This window comes from Halomonas sp., assembly GCF_052095765.1.
Classification (GTDB): Bacteria; Pseudomonadota; Gammaproteobacteria; order Pseudomonadales; family Halomonadaceae; genus Halomonas.
In genome coordinates this window covers 13,301-31,130 of the sequence record NZ_JBQDJZ010000005.1, presented here as the reverse complement: position 1 = coordinate 31,130, position 17,830 = coordinate 13,301, and the positions used below count along the sequence as shown (strand labels likewise).

15 protein-coding genes are annotated in these 17,830 nt (G+C 57.6%); 6 read left to right on the top strand and 9 right to left on the bottom strand.

Going from position 1 to position 17,830, the window contains the following annotated elements; translation table 11 throughout:
• Window positions 1–69 precede the first annotated feature (69 nt).
• Complete coding sequence (yhbY, locus tag ACTH3D_RS01565) at window positions 70–396, top strand: ribosome assembly RNA-binding protein YhbY (RefSeq protein WP_441664559.1); 327 nt, start codon at window positions 70–72, stop codon at window positions 394–396.
• Window positions 397–521: 125 nt separating this feature from the next.
• Here yhbY and greA read toward each other — a convergent pair whose 3' ends face one another.
• From greA to dapB, 4 genes are all read right to left on the bottom strand, one after another.
• Window positions 522–998, bottom strand: a complete 477-nt coding sequence (gene greA / locus ACTH3D_RS01560) for a transcription elongation factor GreA (protein WP_441664557.1) — start codon at window positions 996–998, stop codon at window positions 522–524.
• Entirely contained in the window at window positions 995–4,240 is a 3,246-nt protein-coding gene (gene carB / locus ACTH3D_RS01555) for a carbamoyl-phosphate synthase large subunit (RefSeq protein ID WP_441664555.1), read from the bottom strand. Before carB ends, greA begins: the two co-directional genes overlap by 4 nt.
• 72 nt (window positions 4,241–4,312) lie before the next feature.
• Window positions 4,313–5,458, bottom strand: coding sequence for a glutamine-hydrolyzing carbamoyl-phosphate synthase small subunit (gene carA, locus ACTH3D_RS01550; RefSeq protein WP_441664553.1), 1,146 nt, complete (start codon window positions 5,456–5,458; stop codon window positions 4,313–4,315).
• A gap of 264 nt (window positions 5,459–5,722) precedes the next feature.
• Window positions 5,723–6,529: a 4-hydroxy-tetrahydrodipicolinate reductase gene (gene dapB / locus ACTH3D_RS01545; RefSeq protein WP_441664551.1), complete on the bottom strand. Its 807-nt coding sequence runs from the start codon at window positions 6,527–6,529 to the stop codon at window positions 5,723–5,725.
• A gap of 170 nt (window positions 6,530–6,699) precedes the next feature.
• On the opposite strand from dapB, the gene corA reads away from it, so the two are divergent.
• The gene (gene corA, locus ACTH3D_RS01540; RefSeq protein ID WP_441664549.1) at window positions 6,700–7,665 is read left to right on the top strand and encodes a magnesium/cobalt transporter CorA; all 966 of its coding nucleotides are present in this window, start codon (window positions 6,700–6,702) and stop codon (window positions 7,663–7,665) included.
• 28 nt (window positions 7,666–7,693) lie between these two features.
• Here the strand turns inward: corA and ACTH3D_RS01535 are convergent, their stop codons facing one another.
• The gene (locus ACTH3D_RS01535; RefSeq protein ID WP_441664547.1) at window positions 7,694–8,659 is read right to left on the bottom strand and encodes a DMT family transporter; all 966 of its coding nucleotides are present in this window, start codon (window positions 8,657–8,659) and stop codon (window positions 7,694–7,696) included.
• Between the two features lie 237 nt (window positions 8,660–8,896).
• On the opposite strand from ACTH3D_RS01535, the gene dctP reads away from it, so the two are divergent.
• The 4 genes from dctP (at window position 8,897) to clcA (ending at window position 13,431) form a co-directional block, all read left to right on the top strand.
• Complete coding sequence (gene dctP / locus ACTH3D_RS01530; RefSeq protein ID WP_441664545.1) at window positions 8,897–9,916, top strand: TRAP transporter substrate-binding protein DctP; 1,020 nt, start codon at window positions 8,897–8,899, stop codon at window positions 9,914–9,916.
• The gene (locus ACTH3D_RS01525; RefSeq protein ID WP_441664543.1) at window positions 9,909–10,454 is read left to right on the top strand and encodes a TRAP transporter small permease subunit; all 546 of its coding nucleotides are present in this window, start codon (window positions 9,909–9,911) and stop codon (window positions 10,452–10,454) included. The genes dctP and ACTH3D_RS01525 overlap by 8 nt, the downstream gene beginning before the upstream one ends.
• 69 nt (window positions 10,455–10,523) lie before the next feature.
• Window positions 10,524–11,843 carry a TRAP transporter large permease gene (locus ACTH3D_RS01520; RefSeq protein WP_441664541.1) on the top strand — a complete coding sequence of 440 codons (1,320 nt, stop codon included), beginning with the start codon at window positions 10,524–10,526 and terminating at the stop codon, window positions 11,841–11,843.
• A 64-nt stretch (window positions 11,844–11,907) separates the two neighbouring features.
• Window positions 11,908–13,431 carry a H(+)/Cl(-) exchange transporter ClcA gene (gene clcA / locus ACTH3D_RS01515; protein ID WP_441664539.1) on the top strand — a complete coding sequence of 508 codons (1,524 nt, stop codon included), beginning with the start codon at window positions 11,908–11,910 and terminating at the stop codon, window positions 13,429–13,431.
• A 77-nt stretch (window positions 13,432–13,508) separates the two neighbouring features.
• On the opposite strand, the gene ACTH3D_RS01510 is transcribed toward clcA, so the two are convergent.
• From ACTH3D_RS01510 to dnaK, 4 genes are all read right to left on the bottom strand, one after another.
• Window positions 13,509–13,961: a universal stress protein gene (locus ACTH3D_RS01510; protein ID WP_441664537.1), complete on the bottom strand. Its 453-nt coding sequence runs from the start codon at window positions 13,959–13,961 to the stop codon at window positions 13,509–13,511.
• Between the two features lie 99 nt (window positions 13,962–14,060).
• Window positions 14,061–14,513 carry a universal stress protein gene (locus ACTH3D_RS01505; RefSeq protein ID WP_441664535.1) on the bottom strand — a complete coding sequence of 151 codons (453 nt, stop codon included), beginning with the start codon at window positions 14,511–14,513 and terminating at the stop codon, window positions 14,061–14,063.
• Between the two features lie 151 nt (window positions 14,514–14,664).
• The gene (gene dnaJ, locus ACTH3D_RS01500) at window positions 14,665–15,807 is read right to left on the bottom strand and encodes a molecular chaperone DnaJ (protein ID WP_441664533.1); all 1,143 of its coding nucleotides are present in this window, start codon (window positions 15,805–15,807) and stop codon (window positions 14,665–14,667) included.
• A gap of 92 nt (window positions 15,808–15,899) precedes the next feature.
• Entirely contained in the window at window positions 15,900–17,825 is a 1,926-nt protein-coding gene (gene dnaK, locus ACTH3D_RS01495; RefSeq protein WP_441664531.1) for a molecular chaperone DnaK, read from the bottom strand.
• Between the last annotated feature and the right edge of the window lie 5 nt (window positions 17,826–17,830).

Genomic DNA, 17,830 nt, shown 5'->3' with positions numbered 1-17,830 from the left:
TGATAATTCACCGTACCATGTCAGTATACATCTAGCTGTGTGCGTCAACCGGGGATTAACAAAGATACCATGAGCTTGTCACAGGCACAAAAGAAAGCATATCGCAGCATTGGCCACCACCTCGACCCTGTGGTGATGGTCTCCGAGAACGGCCTCTCGGAGAATCTGCTTGGCGAAGTACAGCGCGCGCTGACTGATCACGAACTGATCAAGGTCAAGCTTCTGCTCAGCGAGCGAGAAGAGCGCAACGCTATGCTTGACGAACTCGTCAACGAAAGCGGCGCGGAACTGATACACAAGATCGGCAAGGTTGCCCTGCTGTATCGTCCCAACCCTAGAGCCAACCCGAAACTCTCCAACGTCAAGCGCTATGAAGAGCATCACGGGCGCCACTGACACGCTGATCACTCGCTGTCGGCAGCGATAAGCCGAACAACAGCAGCAACAAACCACCCCGCAACCTAGGCTGAACGCACAGGGTTGCGGGGTGGTTTATTCGGCTAAAGACGCTTTAACTCACGTTACAGGTGCTTTACGCTCCCGACCTCGTACTCAACGTCACCGCCCGGTGTGCGCACCAGCACCACGTCACCCTCTTCCTTTCCGATCAGGGCCCGAGCAATGGGCGAGGTTACCGAAATCCGGCCAAGCTTAATGTCAGCCTCGTCCTCGCCAACGATGCGGTAGGTCACCTCTTCGTCGGTTTGCATATTGAGCAGCTCGACAGTCACACCGAAGATCACCTTGCCGGTCTGAGGCAGCTTGGTGACATCAATGACCTGGGCGTTAGACAGCTTGCCTTCGATCTCTTGGACCCGCCCTTCAATAAAGCCCTGCTGCTCACGCGCCGCGTGATATTCGGCATTTTCCTTCAAATCGCCGTGCTCACGCGCCTCGGCGATGGCAGCAATTACCCTGGGTCGCTCTACGCTTTTGAGCGTGTCGAGCTCATCCCTGAGTCGCTGCTCACCAACAACGGTCATCGGGACCTTGTTCATTGATGCACTCCTGCATGCAGTTCCTGTAGCCGCCGCACAGTAATGGCGCTGCCATACTCAAGCGCCATGCAAACAGCCCGGGCTCCTGCCAACGTCGTGGCGTAGGGAACCTTGCGGGCAATGGCAGTGCGGCGAATAACCGAGGAATCACTGATGGCCTGACGGCCCTCGGTGGTATTGACGATATAAGAGATCTCGTCGTTCTTGAGCAAGTCGACGATATGCGGACGACCCTCATACACTTTGTTGACGATCTCCACGGGCAGATCGACCGCTTGCAGAGCCGCTGCTGTGCCACGCGTCGCGCAAAGTGTAAAGCCTAATGCTAACAGAGAACGCGCCACCTCGATAACATCAGCCTTGTCAGGCTCACGTACCGAAATGAATGCCTTGCGCTCTCCGGACAGCGGCGGGATCGCCTCGCCGGCTCCCAGCTGTGCCTTGTAGAAAGCTTCGGCAAAAGTATCGCCGGTGCCCATCACCTCGCCAGTGGACTTCATTTCCGGGGCCAGGATCGGATCAACGCCAGGGAACTTATTAAACGGGAACACCGCTTCCTTGACGCTGAAGAACGGCGGCACCACCTCAGTTTCAAAGCCCTGCTCAGCCAGGCTGGTGCCGGCCATGCAGCGCGCCGCGACCTGCGCTAGCGACGTACCGATGCACTTGGAAACGAACGGTACGGTACGCGAGGCACGCGGGTTGACCTCGATCACGTAGATTTCGCCGTCCTGCCAGGCCAGCTGCACGTTCATCAACCCCTTGACGCCCAACTCTACCGCCATGCGCTTGACCTGATCACGCATCTCGTCCTGCACCTCAGCGGGCAGCGAGTAGGGCGGCAACGAACATGCCGAGTCACCGGAATGCACGCCGGCCTGCTCGATGTGCTGCATGATACCGCCGATCACCACCTGCTTGCCGTCGCTGACCGCGTCGATATCGATCTCGACGGCAGCATTCAGAAAGCGATCGAGCAGCACCGGCGAATCATTGGACACCTTAACCGCGTGGGTCATGTAGGTCTCGAGCTCGGAGGCGTCATAGACGATTTCCATGGCCCGCCCGCCCAGTACATAACTGGGACGCACCACCAACGGATAGCCGATGACCTCGGCCTTGGCAAAGGCTTCCTTGAAGCTGCGCGCGGTGGCGTTGGGCGGCTGTTTGAGGCCCAGCTTGTCGATCATCTGCTGGAAGCGCTCGCGGTCTTCGGCGCGGTCGATGGCGTCTGGTGTGGTGCCGATAATCGGCACGCCAGCAGCCTCGAGTTCACGAGCCAGCTTTAGTGGCGTCTGGCCGCCAAACTGCACGATCACGCCAACCGGTTTTTCCTTGTCGGCGATCTCCAGCACGTCTTCAAGCGTCACCGGCTCGAAATAAAGACGATCAGAAGTGTCGTAGTCGGTAGAAACAGTCTCAGGGTTGCAGTTGACCATGATGGTTTCATAGCCATCCTCGCCCATGGCCAGCGCAGCATGCACGCAGCAGTAGTCAAACTCGATGCCCTGACCGATTCGGTTAGGGCCACCGCCAAGCACCATGATCTTGTTGCGATCAGTCACCGCGGCTTCGCACTCTTCCTCATAGGTGGAGTACAGATAGGCGGTATCCGAGGCAAACTCGGCAGCACAGGTATCCACCCGCTTGTACACAGGGCGAATACCGGCCTTCTGCCGCGTACGGCGGAACTCCTTCTCGGAGACGCCAAGCAGCGAGGCCAGGCGTGCATCGCTGAAGCCCTTGCGCTTGAGCGCATACAGCTCGCGGGGCGACAGCTCGGACAGGGCGCGCTTGGCCAGATCAGCCTCATCCTTGATCAAGTCTTCGATCTGTACCAGATACCAGGGATCAATCCGGGTCAGCGCATACAGCTCATCCACGCTCATGCCAGCGCGCATGGCGTCGGCCACATAAAAGATACGGTCAGCACCGGCGGCCTGCAGCTCACCATTGATGTGTGCCAGGGCCGTGTCGGGGAACTCGCCGAACTTGTATTCAGGAAACTTGGGATCGAGCCCATCGTTACCAGTCTCCAGGCCACGCAGGGCTTTTTGCAGCGACTCCTGGAAGGTACGGCCGATGGCCATCACTTCGCCCACCGACTTCATCTGAGTGGTCAGACGGTCGTTGGCCTGGGGGAATTTCTCAAAGGTAAAGCGCGGGATCTTGGTCACGACATAGTCGATAGACGGCTCGAACGAGGCCGGCGTCTGGCCACCAGTGATGTCGTTTTGCAGCTCATCCAGCGTATAACCGACAGCCAACTTGGCGGCGATCTTGGCAATCGGGAAGCCGGTGGCCTTGGAGGCCAGCGCGGAAGAACGCGACACCCGCGGGTTCATCTCGATGACCACCATGCGCCCGGTCTCGGGGTCCACACCAAACTGCACGTTGGAGCCACCGGTCTCGACACCGATTTCACGCAGCACAGCCAGGCTGGCGTCGCGCAGGATCTGGTATTCCTTGTCGGTCAGCGTCTGGGCCGGTGCCACGGTAATCGAGTCGCCAGTGTGCACGCCCATGGGATCAAAGTTCTCGATGGAACACACGATGATGCAGTTGTCGTTGCGGTCGCGCACCACTTCCATCTCGTACTCTTTCCAACCCAGTAGCGACTCGTCAATCAGCAGCTCATGGTTGTTGGACAGCTCGAAGCCGCGCTGGCAGATTTCCTCAAACTCTTCCTTGTTATATGCCACGCCGCCGCCCGAGCCGCCCATGGTATAGGACGGACGGATGATCACCGGAAAGCCCAGCTCGGCCTGAATTTCCCGGGCTGATTCCATGCTGTGAGCAATCTTCGCCTTGGGGCACTGCAAACCGATACGCTTCATGGCCTGGTCAAACAGGTCGCGGTCTTCAGCCATGTTGATGGCATCGGCATTAGCACCGATCATTTCCACGCCGTAACGCTCAAGCACGCCATGCTTTTCCAGGTCCAGGGCACAGTTGAGCGCCGTCTGCCCACCCATGGTGGGCAGAACGGCATCGGGTCGCTCGGCCTCGATGATCTTCTCCACTACCTGCCAGGTGATCGGCTCGATATAGGTGGCATCGGCCATCGCCGGGTCGGTCATGATAGTGGCCGGGTTAGAGTTGACCAGAATCACCCGATAACCTTCTTCACGCAGCGCCTTACACGCCTGGGCGCCGGAGTAGTCGAACTCGCAGGCCTGGCCGATCACAATGGGGCCGGCGCCAATGATCAGGATGCTCTGGATATCTGTACGTTTTGGCATGGTGCTTCCCGCTGAAAAAATGACGAACGAAAAATAACGACCGAGGTGATGACTACAGTGCAGAGCCTGGGCTCAGCGCCGAACCTGCATCATCTCGATAAAGCGGCCAAACAGCGATGCCACATCGTGCGGCCCCGAACTCGCCTCAGGGTGACCCTGAAAACTGAAAGCCGGCACATCGGTGCGCTCGATACCCTGCAGTGAGCCATCGAACAGCGAACGGTGCGTCACACGCAACGTTTCCGGCAACGTCTCATCGTCAGCGGCAAAGCCGTGGTTCTGACTGGTGATCAACACCTTGCCGGTCGCTAGCTCCTGAACCGGGTGGTTGGCACCGTGATGGCCAAACTTCATTTTCACGGTGCGCCCACCGCTAGCCAGTGCCAGCAACTGGTGGCCCAGACAGATGCCGAAGATCGGCACGCCGGAACCGAGTAGCTCACGAATGGCTTCAATGGCGTAATTACAAGGCTCTGGGTCACCGGGGCCGTTAGACAGGAAGATGCCGTCCGGCTTCATTGTCAGCACTTCCTGCGCAGATGTGGTGGCCGGCACCACAGTCAGCCGGCAACCCAGTGACGCCAAGGTGCGCAGGATATTGCGCTTCACGCCGTAGTCATAGGCCACTACGTGGTAAGGGCGCTCGGTCTCACTGACATCAGGGTAGCCTTCGCCCAGCATCCACTCGCCTTGGTTCCACTCGTAAGGTGTCTTGCATGACACCTTACGCGCCAGGTCCATGCCCTCGAGCCCCGGGAAAGCCTTGGCCAACCCCAGGGCGCGCGCTTCGGCGTCATCGCCCTCGGCGTCAGCACCGGCGAGAATGGCGCCACTCTGGGAGCCCTTGTCACGCAGGATGCGGGTAAGCCGTCGGGTGTCGATATCAGCGATGCCGACGACCTTGTGCTCGCTCAGGTATTCGGAAAGCGTCTGCTCGCTGCGGAAATTGCTGGCCAACAGCGGCAGATCGCGGATCACCAGGCCTGCCGTCTGAATACCATCAGACTCCACATCCTCGGCATTAATGCCGGTGTTACCGATGTGCGGATAAGTCAGGGTGACGATCTGACGGGCATAGGAGGCATCGGTGATGATTTCCTGATAACCGGTCATGGACGTATTGAACACCACTTCACCACTGGTCTGCCCATCTGCGCCAATTGCCGTGCCCTTAAAGATGCTGCCATCTTCCAGAGCCAGTATCGCGGGTCTGTTCAACGCAAGGTCCTCCCATGCCGTCCAAGAAAATTCGAAGAGTTCTGACCGAAAACGCCAGCAGCGGGCCGAAAAAAAGCGGGACGAAGCCGATAAAAATCGGTCTCATCCCGCTTGTTGTCTTTTGCTCAGCATACTGGGCCGCCACAACAAGCGCTATAACAAGGCATTTCGCCTCTGCGCCCGGCCAAAATTTATGGAATATTACAGCATTGCTGAAAAAATGACTAGCCCGAAAGCATTATGGCAGCACGTCAGCTCAGACGATCATTCCAGGCCCAGTACGTCCGACATGTCATAGCGCCCCGCACTCCTGCCCGCAACCCAACGCGCAGCCCGCACCGCACCGCGGGCAAAGGTCATGCGGCTGGAGGCTTTGTGGGTAATTTCGACGCGCTCGCCTTCGGTGGCGAACATCACCGTATGCTCGCCGACAATATCGCCAGCACGCAGTGTGGCGAAACCGATCTCCTTGTCGCTGCGCGGGCCGCACTGGCCGACTCGCTTGAACACGCCATGCTCCTTGAGGTTGCGACCCAACGCATCAGCCACCACTTCCCCCATGCGTAGCGCTGTGCCCGATGGAGCATCCACTTTATGGCGATGGTGCGCCTCTACCACCTCGATATCGTAGCCTTCATCACCCAGCGCCTTGGCCGCTGTTTCAAGCAGCTTTAACGTCAGGTTGACCCCCACACTCATGTTGGGCGCAAACACCATCGGCACCCGGTCACGATAGCTGTCGAGCTCAGCCAGCTCCTTGTCGGAAAACCCGGTGGTACCGATCACCATGGCTTTGCCGTGCTCAGCGCAGAATGCCAGGTTGGCCAGTGTTACAACCGGAGACGTAAAGTCGATCAGCACATCGAACGTATCGGCAATATCCGCCAGCGACCCCACAGCGACAACACCCAGCCGGCCACAACCCGCCAGCTCGCCAAGGTCGGCGCCGACCAGCGAGCTACCCGGTGACACGCTGCCACCTGCCAGACGGGCCTGTTCATCCTGAGACACAGCACTGACCAGAACGCGACCCATGCGACCAGCAACACCAGCAATGGCAATAGAAGACATGCAAGCTCCTTTACAAGAAAATACCCAACAGTAAGGCAGGGGCAGGAAGACACTCATTCGGCTATTACTTCGGCTGCTAGTATAGCGCGTCACTATCAGCATGCGACGAGACTAGGCTACCCTTCTCGCTTGTCATTCATCGGAAAACACCTGAGCAAGGAGCCACCATCATGATTGTCAGCTGCGTAGCCTATGAAAAAGGACACCGACTGTGCGATCTAGAGCCCCGTCAAATCAGAGAACATCTGGGCCGGCCAGACCGTTTTGTATGGGTTGCCGTGCATGGTCCCAGTGAAGAAGAACTCAGCCTGCTCAAGGATACCTTCAATCTGCATGAGCTGGCCGTCGAGGACACACTAAATTCTGGCTTGCGCGCCAAATTGGTGGAATACGACGACTCGCTGTTCATGGCCATGCAGTTGCTGCTGCAGCAGCAGAATGAATTAGAGTCAGGCCATATTTCCGTATTTGTCGGATCAGACTATGTGCTTTCAGTACGACAGTATGCCGGGCAAGGCTTCAGTGAAGTCCGCCGTCGCTGTGAAAGCGAGCCAGAGCTGCTCAAACAGGGGCCAGCTTTCGTACTTTATGCACTCATAGACGCAGTGGTTGACCGTTACTTTCCAATAGTTGACTCCCTCGAGGAAGAACTGGAAAGCATTGAAGAGCATATTTTCATGCGTGGTGAGGCACGCGAAAGTCTTGAACGGTTATATATACTGAAACGCAAGATCGTGCAGCTGAAACACGCCACATCACCACTGTCAGAAGCAATAATTCATCTGCTCGGCAACCGTGCCCCGGCACTGTGCCGACCTTTTGATCAATACTATCGCGATGCCTACTACCATCTGCACCGTATTGAGAACGCGGCAGACTCCGTGCGCGAAATGATAACCACCGCCATCCAGGTCAACCTGTCCATGGTGGAAATTGAGGAAGGCGAAGTCACCAAGCGCCTGGCTGCCTGGGCCGCCATCTTTGCCGTGGCAACCATTTTTGTCGGCATCTGGGGAATGAACTTTACCAACATGCCTGAACTTGATTGGCCATTGGGTTATCCGCTGTCAATAGGCACCATTGTCAGCGTCTGCGGCCTGCTTTACTGGGGATTTCGCCGCGCCCGCTGGCTTTAGGGCTTAGCTTTAGGGCTTAGCTTTAGGGCTAGCGCATCCGCACATCGCGGCGCAGCAGCAGGACGATACACAAGACCACCAGCAGACTACCCGGCAGCCACTGTGGTGAAATACGCTGCGGCATCTCGATAAACAGAATCAGCATCGAGACAAAAGGCACCAGATAGCCATAAGCAGTCACTCCGGCCGGCGTCAGCACTGCCGTGGCGCGCTGCTGCAGCCAGAAAGTCAGACCGCTGGAGAACAAGCCCAGATAGATGATCAGCAATACATCCCCGGCGGTGAGCCGGGCCAGCGCCCCTGGCGGCTCAAACAGCAGCGCCAGCAAAGCAATCAGCACAGCACCAAGCCCCAGGCTCCATAATGTGCGCACACCCGCCCGGGCCGAGAGCACACCCTTGGCCAACCCCAGCTTGGTCAATACCGGATAGAGCGCAGAGGCAATGCAGCCGACAAAAAATAGCGCCTCGGCACCACCAATGCCGAGCCGTGAGTGATCACCCCCCGCTTCGGCCCAGGCCAGGGCTAGTGCCCCGCTGGCGCCCAGCACCAGCAGCGCAAGCAAACCGCCAGCCTGCCGCTCAACGCCAACCAGCCGCCCCAGCCCATAGGCCATCAGCGGTACGCTGACGAACAGTGTCGCCATGGTCAGCGCCGTTACCTGGTGTGCCGCCCAGAACATGGTTCCGAAAAAGCCCGCCAAGCACAGCCCCATCAGCGCATACAGTACCAGCCCCGCCACACCCGGCCACAGCTCGTGCCTGTTGCGCAGCAACGGCAGCAAGGCCAGTGCGGCGATAGTAAAGCGCATTGCCGTCAACAACAGCGGCGGCAACCCTTCGCTCAAAAGCCCGACGGCTGGAAAAGACAACCCCACCAACAAGGCCCAGCCCAGCATACCCAGATGGGCATACCAGGCGGTGGCTGAAGATCCCTGACACACCTCCTGCTGCGGTGCCGACGCCTTACCCCGTGTGGTTTTTTCTGTGCCCATTGCTTGTGCTTACCTCCTGACTCTCATTCCCTGCGGCTATCTGTTTGCTACGCTGATGAGGTAGCTCACGATGGACCGGAAGGTTAGTAGACATCTCAGTAATTTATCGAAATTATCCTAAAGTAATAGACACTTCTGAGCCCCCCTGTGCTTTACTCAGGCTGCAGATGTGTCACAGGACAGATGTCCAACCACACGCCGCCATAACCACAACATCACTGCACCGGAGTCTACTTCATGAAGCTCTCATTGTTTTTGAAAAGCACCTTAGCTGTCTCTGTCGCGGCCTCCGTCATGGCCAGCCAGGCAGTATCCGCAGAAACCGTACGCCTGCGCTTCCATACCTTTTACGGCACCGAAATGGACGATATCGGCAAGCAGCTGCGCGATTCGGTCAAGGAAGCCAGTGACGGTACTCTACGCATCCAGTATTTCCGTGGTGGCGAGCTGGTTGACAGCGACCAGTTTGTCGAGGCTGTTGGTCGCGGCACCATCGACATCGGTTACGGCGTGGGCAGCTACTGGCCTGGCCAGGTGAACATCGGCAATATTGAGGCCGGGCTGCCAGGTGCCTGGGTTAATGTCGACGAAGCCCGCAATATCTTTGAAAACCAGGGCCTTGATGATCTGGTTGCTGATGCTTATGCAGAAAAAGGCGTCAAACTGATCGGGCGGGGCTATGGCAGCAACTACGACTTGTTGACTCGCGAGCCGGTGACCAGCCTGGATGATCTTAAGTCGATGCGCATCCGTGCTACCGGCCAGTTTGCAGAAGTGCTGCAGGCGTTTGATATTCCAACCGTCTTCCTGCCAGCAGAAGAGCTATACGTGGCCTTGTCGACCGGCGTTATTGACGGCGCCGTCTATGGTGGTCCGGTCGAATATGAACAGCTGAAGCTTCACGAAGCCGCCAACAACTATACCTTCATGAACATCCTCAATCCGGGTTGGATCGAAACGGCGATCATCAACCAGGACTCCTGGGACAACCTCTCTGAAGAGCACCAGGAAATCCTGCGTGAGGGTGTCGCCCAGTATGCCCAGGGCATCCATGAGTGGCTGGAAGAAGGTAACCAGCGTCTTATCGAAGAGGGTGAGCTGTTCAACTTCGCATCGCTGCCTGACGAAGATGCCAAGCGCCTGACCGAAGCTGCCCAGACAATCTGGCAGGACGAGGCCGACAAGTCTGAGCGCAACACCCAGGCTATCGATATCCTGGTCAACAATGCCGTCGAAAAAGGACGCCTCAGTGAGTAACGTCACCCGCTATCTCAGGGTGCAGGATGGCCTTTCCGACTGGGTCGGAATGGTCATCGCCTGGCTGACGCTAGGGATGATCGGCGTACTGCTGATCGAAGTTGTGGCACGCTATCTGCTTAACTCTCCCACCATCTGGGGGCATGAGCTGGCGACCATGTTCTTCGGTGCGCTGAGCATCCTCGCGGGAAGCTACACCCTTCGCCACCATGGCCACGTCCGCAGCGATGTCATCTACGGCCTTCTTCCACCCCGCGTGCGTGCATTCTGCGACCTGGTGGTGTTTGGTCTTGGCACCGCGGTGCTGGTCATCTTCTTCAACATGGCAGTGGAGTTCGCCTATGACTCCTGGCAGATGGGCGAGTTTTCCAATCGCAGTGTCTGGCGACCGCCGTTGTGGCCCATCAAGTCAACCATTGCGATTGCTGTTGGCTTGCTGATCCTACAAAGTCTGGCCGAGATGGTGCGCGCGGCGCTCCGGCTCACAGGCGTTGCCTATGACGACCCGCGCGATGACCAGGCCGGGGACGCGATCTGAGTCGCTGCTCTGCTATGCTAAAACACCATCGACGTGCCCATGGTGGCATGTCCTGAAAAGGGCTTTTTTATGGCCAATCTCGAGCCCCTGACGATTACCGCTATCATGTTTTTCTCCATGCTGGTGCTGATGTCAATGGGTGCACCGCTTGCCTGGGCACTGATGATATCCGGCATGGGAAGTGCCTACGTGATGTTTGGGCCGGGTGGCTTAGACTTGCTGCTGGCCTCTGCCTTTGGCGCCATGGACAACTTCTTGTTGGTTTCCCTGCCGCTGTTCATCTTTATGGGCCTAGTACTCGAGCGCTCAGGCATTACCGACAACTTGTTCGAGATGATCCACAAGCTAATGGGCGGCCTGCCCGGCGGCCTGGGAGTAGGCACAGTACTGATTTGTGCGCTGATTGCCGCCATGGCCGGGGTCTCTGGCGCGGCCACCGTGAGCCTCGGGATCATCGCCCTGCCCGCCATGCTCAAGCGCGGCTATCACAAGCGCCTGGTGACCGGCACCATCATGGCCGGCGGCGCACTGGGCTTTCTGATTCCGCCCAGCGTGCTGATGATTGTCTACGCCTTTCTGGCACGCGAGTCCGTCGGCAAGCTGTTCGCTGCGGGCCTGATGCCCGGCATGATGCTGGCCGTGATTTATATGATCTACATCCTGGTCCGCTGCCGCATCGATCCCTCGCTCGGGCCACCCGCCCCGGTAGAGGAGCGCTTTACGCTGAAGGAGAAACTGGCATCGCTACGCCACCTGATTGCCCCGGGCCTTCTCGTATTCACCGTGCTTGGCTGCATCATCGGCGGCATTACTTCGCCATCTGAAGCCTCTGCCGTGGGCGCAGGGGGCGCGCTGCTGATCGCCGGGCTGCGTGGCAACGTCAACTGGCCGCTGCTGCGCTATGTAATGCTCAATACCACCAAGATCACTGGCATGCTGCTGTGGATTACCATAGCTGCGGTGTTCTTCAGCAAAATCTACATGGGCCTGGGTGCCGGCATGATCCTGTCTGAGATGATTGAGGATTACAACCTGTCACCCTACACGGTGATTATTTTCATGCTGATGAGCTTTTTCATTCTAGGCATGTTCCTGGATGACTTCGCCATCCTGTTCATCACCATTCCGTTGTATGTGCCGATCGTCAACGAGCTGGGCTTTGATACCACCTGGTTTGCCGTATTGTTCATTCTGAGCATGCAGTCGGCCTACCTAACACCGCCCTTCGGCTACAACCTGTTCTACATGCGCTCGGTGGCTCCCAAAGAGATTACCATCAACGATATCTACCGTTCGGCGCTACCTTTCGTGGCATTGCAGATACTGGGACTGGCACTAATTGTCGCCTTCCCGGCGATTGCCCTGTGGCTACCCGAGACGCTATTCTGATCCGTGGCTAGCCTGGGCTGGCGCTGAAAACAGATGAGCAGTTAAAAGATACGTCCGGCCAAAAATGCCGGACGTATCCTCACCCTTGCTTCATGACTCACTGCGACAACACCTTGCCGTCAGCCATCCGGATTTCTCTGATACACTAATCGGCCTTTACTTCTTTTATCTGAAAGGCAATCGTGCGCTCATGCTCGGCCAGAGCCCTCCCAAAAAATCTGATGCGTTATTACGCCGGTTCCATCACAACCTCCGACGCAAAGAAGCCAATAATGCGCCATTGAAAATACTGTTTCTGGCTGCAGTGGTAGGCTGTCTAGCAGGTGTTCTCGGGGTCATGTTCAGCAGGGCTGTCAACTGGGTAGTAGCCCTGCGCACCGAGTCAGTTATTGATCTGAACCTGAGCCTATGGGTTTCCGTACCCCTGATGTTTCTCATCTCCGGCGGGCTGGCCATGCTGGGTTACCTGCTGGTGCAACGCCTTGCGCCGGAAGCTGGTGGCTCGGGCATTCCTGAAATCGAAGGCGCCTTACAGAACATACGCCCCGTGCGCTGGTGGCGGGTGATACCCGCCAAATTCATTGGTGGCATGGGAACTCTGGGTGCAGGAATGGTGCTAGGTCGTGAAGGACCCACCGTGCAAATGGGCGCCAGCGCCGGACAAATGGTCCACGATGTGTGCAGGCTCAACAACAAGAGCTCTAGGCATACGCTACTCGCAACGGGCGCTGGTGCCGGACTGGCTGCGGCCTTCAATGCGCCATTGGCCGGCATTCTCCTGATCATTGAAGAGATGCGTCCCGAGTTCCGCTACAGCCTGGTTTCCATCCATGCCGTCACTATCGGCGCCATCATGTCCACTGTGGTCTATCGTTTTTTTGATGGCCAGCTACCGATGCTCGAAGTGGCGCAGGACCTGCTGGCAGCACCACTTGAAACCTATTGGCTGTACCTAGTGCTTGGCGCCTGTTTCGGCGTCGTTGGCACCATGTTCAACACACTGATCCTTCAGGCACAGAAAGCTTTCCAACACGTCAACGGCACGAGCAAGCTGCGCTTTATCGTAACTGGGGGCATTATCGGTGGGAGCATTGGCGCAATCGGGCTGATGTACCCCAGCATCAGCAATGATGGCTTTCACCTGATTGACCGCATCAGCGCCGGCCACTTTTCTCTGGCGCTGCTGGCCAGCATATTCTTCCTGCGCTTGCTGACCACCGTGGCCAGCTTCAGCTCAGGGGCGCCAGGCGGCATCTTTGCCCCGGTGCTGGCGCTGGGCACACTGTTTGGCACGGCCTTTGGCATGGCCGCCATGATTATTTTCCCTGACTATGACATGCAAGCAGGCACCTTTGCTGTGGCTGGCATGGGCGCGCTCTTTGCCGCGACGGTACGTGCGCCGCTCACCGGCACCATACTGGTGCTGGAAGTTACCGCCAGCTACCAGCTTATCATGCCGATGCTCATTACCTGCCTGGGCGCCACCCTCGTTGCCCAGGCGCTAGGGGGGCAGCCGCTCTACTCCCAACTTCTGGAGCGCATTCTGCTACGCCAGAAAAAAGCCGAAACAAATAACGAGCACAGCTGATCATCACCTCGAAGCCTCCGACATCAACTGATTACAATGCCGGGGGCTTAGATACTTCCAGTTAAACTCGGGTCAGATCAGGTGACCGTGATGACATCGCACTTGGCGGTATGGCTCACCTTGTGGGAGACACTGCCAAACACCATGCCGCGAATGTTGCCCAGCCCGCGACTGCCCATGATGATGGCATCCACTCCCAGCTCTCGGGCTTCCGTGGTGATCCTCTGTGCGGTGAGACCCGATCGCACAACATCCTTGACCTCAATCCCGTCCAGATTGACAACACCCCGCGCCCGATCAAGCACCTGCTGGGCCGACGCATTGACCTGGTCTGCCAGCTTCTTGCGCTCTGACTCGCTCACCGGCGCATCAATGCCCCCAATGAACATCCCCATTCCATCAGCAGGATACTCAATCACGTTCAGCAGGTAGATGGTCGAGCCTGCGCCATGGGCCAGCTGTGCCGCTACCTTCAACGCTCGCTCGGCATGATCCGAACCATCAATGGGTACCAGAATTGACTTGTACATCTGCATACACCTCCTAGGTAACAATAACTTGTTATTTTTTCATTGTTTACTGGCTTTATTCACCGACCTGACCCGATAGACTGATTCACCAACCCCGACTCAGGTGACGGTAATCACGCTGCAAGCGGCGGTATGGCTGACGTTGCGCGACACACTGCCAAACATCATGCCACGGACACCGCCAACACCACGGCTTCCCATAACAATCGCGTCGGTACGCAGGCTTGCCGCTTTGCTAGCAATCAGCTCAGCCGGCAAGCCCGAGCACACCTCCTCACTGATATCGATCCCCTCAAGATTCACGGCACCCCGCGCTTTCTCGATCCGCTTACGGGCTTCAGCGTCGAGCTTTTCGGTCAGTTTCTTGAGCTCGGCATCAGAAACATCCACGTTTACACCGCCAATCAGAATGCCAATGCCATCGGGCGGTGACTCCGACACCGTGAGCAGGTGCAGCGCTGCACCCGAAGCCCGTGCCAACTCTGCCGCTACCGCTAACGCTTTTTCGGCATGAGACGAACCATCAACAGGAACCAGAATATTCTTGTACATCGCCTGTACCTCCTGATCCAACACCATGGGACACAGGTTCAGCTTATCAAACTTGAGCGCCACTCTGAGTGGTAAACGTAAAAACGCCCGATATCGTCAGATACCGAGCGTTTTTGTGCTTCAGCCCATGGGGTCAGGCCAGCGCTTCAAATCAGGGCTTCATATCCTCGAAGAACTTCTTTACCCCGTCGAAAAAACTAGTCTTCTTCGGTGAGTGGTGGCTGTTGCTGCCATCCAGGCTGTCTTGGAAACGGCGTAACAGATCCTTCTGTTCCTCGTTGAGCTTGACCGGCGTCTCGACCACCACGCGGCACAGCAAGTCGCCTGCAGGGCCACCGCGCACCGGCTTCACACCCTTACCCTTGAGCCGGAACACTTTTCCGGTCTGGGTCTCGGCAGGAATCTTCAATTTGACCCGACCATTCAGCGTAGGCACTTCAAGCTCGCCGCCCAACGTGGCATCAACAAAGTTGATCGGCACTTCACACTGCAGGTGTCGCCCGTCACGCTCGAAAATAGCGTGGGGCTTGATCGCCACCTGGACATAAAGATCACCCGGCGGGCCACCGTTAATGCCGGCTTCGCCCTCGCCGCTGAGGCGGATACGGTCACCAGTATCCACGCCAGCAGGAATTTTCACTGACAAGGTGCGCGTCTCACGCACACGGCCATCACCGTTACACTTGTGGCACGGCACCTTGATGTGCTGACCGCTACCATGACAGGTCGGACAGGTCTGCTGCACAGCAAAGAAACCCTGCTGCATGCGCACCTGGCCCATGCCCTGACAGGTAGGACAGGTTTCCTTGGTTGAGCCTGGCTCAGCACCTTCGCCCTCACAGCGCCCGCACTCCACATGACGCGGTACACGGATATCAACGCTGGTGCCGGAGACAGCGCCTTCCAGATCCACTTCCAGGTTATAACGCAGATCACTGCCGCGCTGAGGCGCATTCGGATGGCGACGACCGCCGCCGCCGAAGATATCGCCGAATACATCACCAAAAATATCGCCAAAGCCTCCGGCACCGGCACCGGCACCGCCACCGAAGCCACCACCGGCCTGGCCGTCGACACCTGCATGACCGAACTGGTCATATGCCGCACGTTTCTCGCTGTCGGTCAGCACCTCGTAGGCTTCAGTAACCTCGCGAAACAGCTCGCTCGCTTTCTCGTCATCCGGGTTGCGATCCGGATGATGCCTCTGTGCCAAGCGTCGATAAGCTTTCTTGATCTCTTTCTGATCAGCTCCGCGATCAACGCCCAGCACTTCGTAGTAATCACGCTTGGACATGGGTCTGTCCGCCTCCGTAGCGGCTCTTTACAAACACCAACGCGGGAGGCTGGCCCCCGCGCTGGCTTTGTCCGTGGTTCAGACGTCGTGGTTTACTTCTTTTTCTCGTCGTCTTTGACTTCTTCGTACTCGGCATCAACCACGTCGTCGTCCTTCTCGGTGCTCGCATCCTGCGCTGCACCCTCAGCCTGGGCCGCATCGGCCTCGGCATAGAGCTTCTGCGCCAGATTGCCAGAGGCTTCGGTCAAGGCATCCAGCTTAGTCTGGATCTCGTCCTTGTCGTCACCTTTGAGCGCTTCTTCAAGCTCAGAAGCCGCTGTTTCAATGGCCTGCTTATCTTCATCACTGGCCTTGTCGCCGGCGTCTTCCAGCGTCTTGCGAGAGGCGTGGACCATGCCATCAGCCTGGTTGCGCAGCTGGACCAGCTCCTCGAACTTCCTGTCTTCGTCAGCGTGGGCTTCGGCGTCGCGCACCATCTGATCGACTTCTTCGTCAGACAGACCGCTGGAGGCCTTGATCACAATCGACTGCTCCTTGCCGGTCGCCTTGTCCTTGGCGGACACGTTGAGGATGCCGTTGGCGTCTAGGTCAAAGGAGACCTCGATCTGCGGCATACCACGTGGTGCGGGCGGGATATCACTTAGGTCAAAACGGCCCAGTGATTTGTTACCGGAAGACTGCTTGCGCTCACCCTGCAGCACGTGAATGGTCACTGCTGTTTGGTTGTCATCCGCGGTCGAGAAGGTTTGCGTCTTCTTGGTCGGGATGGTGGTGTTCTTCTCGATCAGCGCCGTCATCACGCCGCCCATGGTCTCGATACCCAGCGTCAGCGGGGTAACGTCGAGCAGCAGTACGTCCTTGACGTCACCACCCAGCACGCCGCCCTGGATCGCCGCACCCACAGCCACAGCTTCGTCCGGGTTAACGTCACGACGCGACTCTTTACCAAAGAACTCAGCAGCCTTGGCCTGAACCAGCGGCATGCGCGTCTGGCCACCGACCAGGATGACATCGTCGATATCTGATGCTGACAGCCCGGCATCCTTCAGCGCGGTCTGACAGGGCTTCAGCGAACGGGCCACCAGCTCTTCCACCAGTGACTCCAGCTTGGCACGGGTCACCTTGACGTTCAGGTGCTTCGGGCCAGTGTTGTCGGCAGTGATGTAGGGCAGATTGACGTCAGTCTGCTGGGCACTAGACAGCTCGATCTTAGCCTTCTCAGCAGCCTCTTTCAGGCGCTGCATGGCCAGCTTGTCATTGGATAGGTCCATACCGCTGTCTGACTTGAACTGATCAACCAGATAGTTGATCAGCGCCATGTCAAAGTCTTCACCACCCAGGAAGGTGTCGCCGTTAGTGGCCAGCACTTCAAACTGGGTCTCGCCATCAACATCGGCCACTTCAATGATGGAAATATCGAAAGTACCGCCACCCAGGTCATAGACCGCCACGGTCTTGTCGCCGCGCGACTTGTCCATGCCATAGGCCAACGCTGCTGCCGTGGGCTCGTTGATGATGCGCTTGACGTCGAGCCCTGCAATACGGCCGGCGTCCTTGGTAGCCTGACGCTGACTATCGTTAAAGTAGGCCGGCACGGTGATGACCGCTTCGGTGACTTCTTCACCGAGGTAGTCTTCAGCGGTTTTCTTCATCTTCTTGAGGATCTCGGCGCTGACCTGGGGCGGCGCCAGCTTGTTGCCCTTCACTTCTACCCAGGCGTCACCGTTGTCAGCCTTGGCAATGGTGTAAGGCACCATCTTGATGTCTTTCTGAACTTCGCCGTCTTCAAAACGACGGCCAATCAAACGCTTGATCGCGTAGATCGTATTCTCAGGGTTGGTGACCGCCTGGCGCTTGGCCGACTGGCCCACCAGAATCTCACCGTCGTCGGTGTAAGCAATGATTGAAGGGGTAGTACGTCCGCCTTCGGCGTTTTCGATTACCTTGGCCTCGTCACCATCCAGAACCGCCACACAAGAGTTGGTGGTGCCCAGGTCAATACCAATTATGCGTCCCATAGGAT

What these genes read in the sequence shown, in the direction of transcription:
- carB (WP_441664555.1), bottom strand. Translation starts at nt 4,240, where the DNA reads ATGCCAAAACGTACAGATATCCAGAGCATCCTGATCATTGGCGCCGGC.
- corA (WP_441664549.1), top strand. Translation starts at nt 6,700, where the DNA reads ATGATTGTCAGCTGCGTAGCCTATGAAAAAGGACACCGACTGTGCGAT.
- ACTH3D_RS01510 (WP_441664537.1), bottom strand. Translation starts at nt 13,961, where the DNA reads ATGTACAAGTCAATTCTGGTACCCATTGATGGTTCGGATCATGCCGAG.
- ACTH3D_RS01505 (WP_441664535.1), bottom strand. Translation starts at nt 14,513, where the DNA reads ATGTACAAGAATATTCTGGTTCCTGTTGATGGTTCGTCTCATGCCGAA.
- greA (WP_441664557.1), bottom strand. Translation starts at nt 998, where the DNA reads ATGAACAAGGTCCCGATGACCGTTGTTGGTGAGCAGCGACTCAGGGAT.
- dnaK (WP_441664531.1), bottom strand. Translation starts at nt 17,825, where the DNA reads ATGGGACGCATAATTGGTATTGACCTGGGCACCACCAACTCTTGTGTG.
- clcA (WP_441664539.1), top strand. Translation starts at nt 11,908, where the DNA reads ATGCCGGACGTATCCTCACCCTTGCTTCATGACTCACTGCGACAACAC.
- dapB (WP_441664551.1), bottom strand. Translation starts at nt 6,529, where the DNA reads ATGTCTTCTATTGCCATTGCTGGTGTTGCTGGTCGCATGGGTCGCGTT.
- ACTH3D_RS01520 (WP_441664541.1), top strand. Translation starts at nt 10,524, where the DNA reads ATGGCCAATCTCGAGCCCCTGACGATTACCGCTATCATGTTTTTCTCC.
- dctP (WP_441664545.1), top strand. Translation starts at nt 8,897, where the DNA reads ATGAAGCTCTCATTGTTTTTGAAAAGCACCTTAGCTGTCTCTGTCGCG.
- dnaJ (WP_441664533.1), bottom strand. Translation starts at nt 15,807, where the DNA reads ATGTCCAAGCGTGATTACTACGAAGTGCTGGGCGTTGATCGCGGAGCT.
- yhbY (WP_441664559.1), top strand. Translation starts at nt 70, where the DNA reads ATGAGCTTGTCACAGGCACAAAAGAAAGCATATCGCAGCATTGGCCAC.
- ACTH3D_RS01535 (WP_441664547.1), bottom strand. Translation starts at nt 8,659, where the DNA reads ATGGGCACAGAAAAAACCACACGGGGTAAGGCGTCGGCACCGCAGCAG.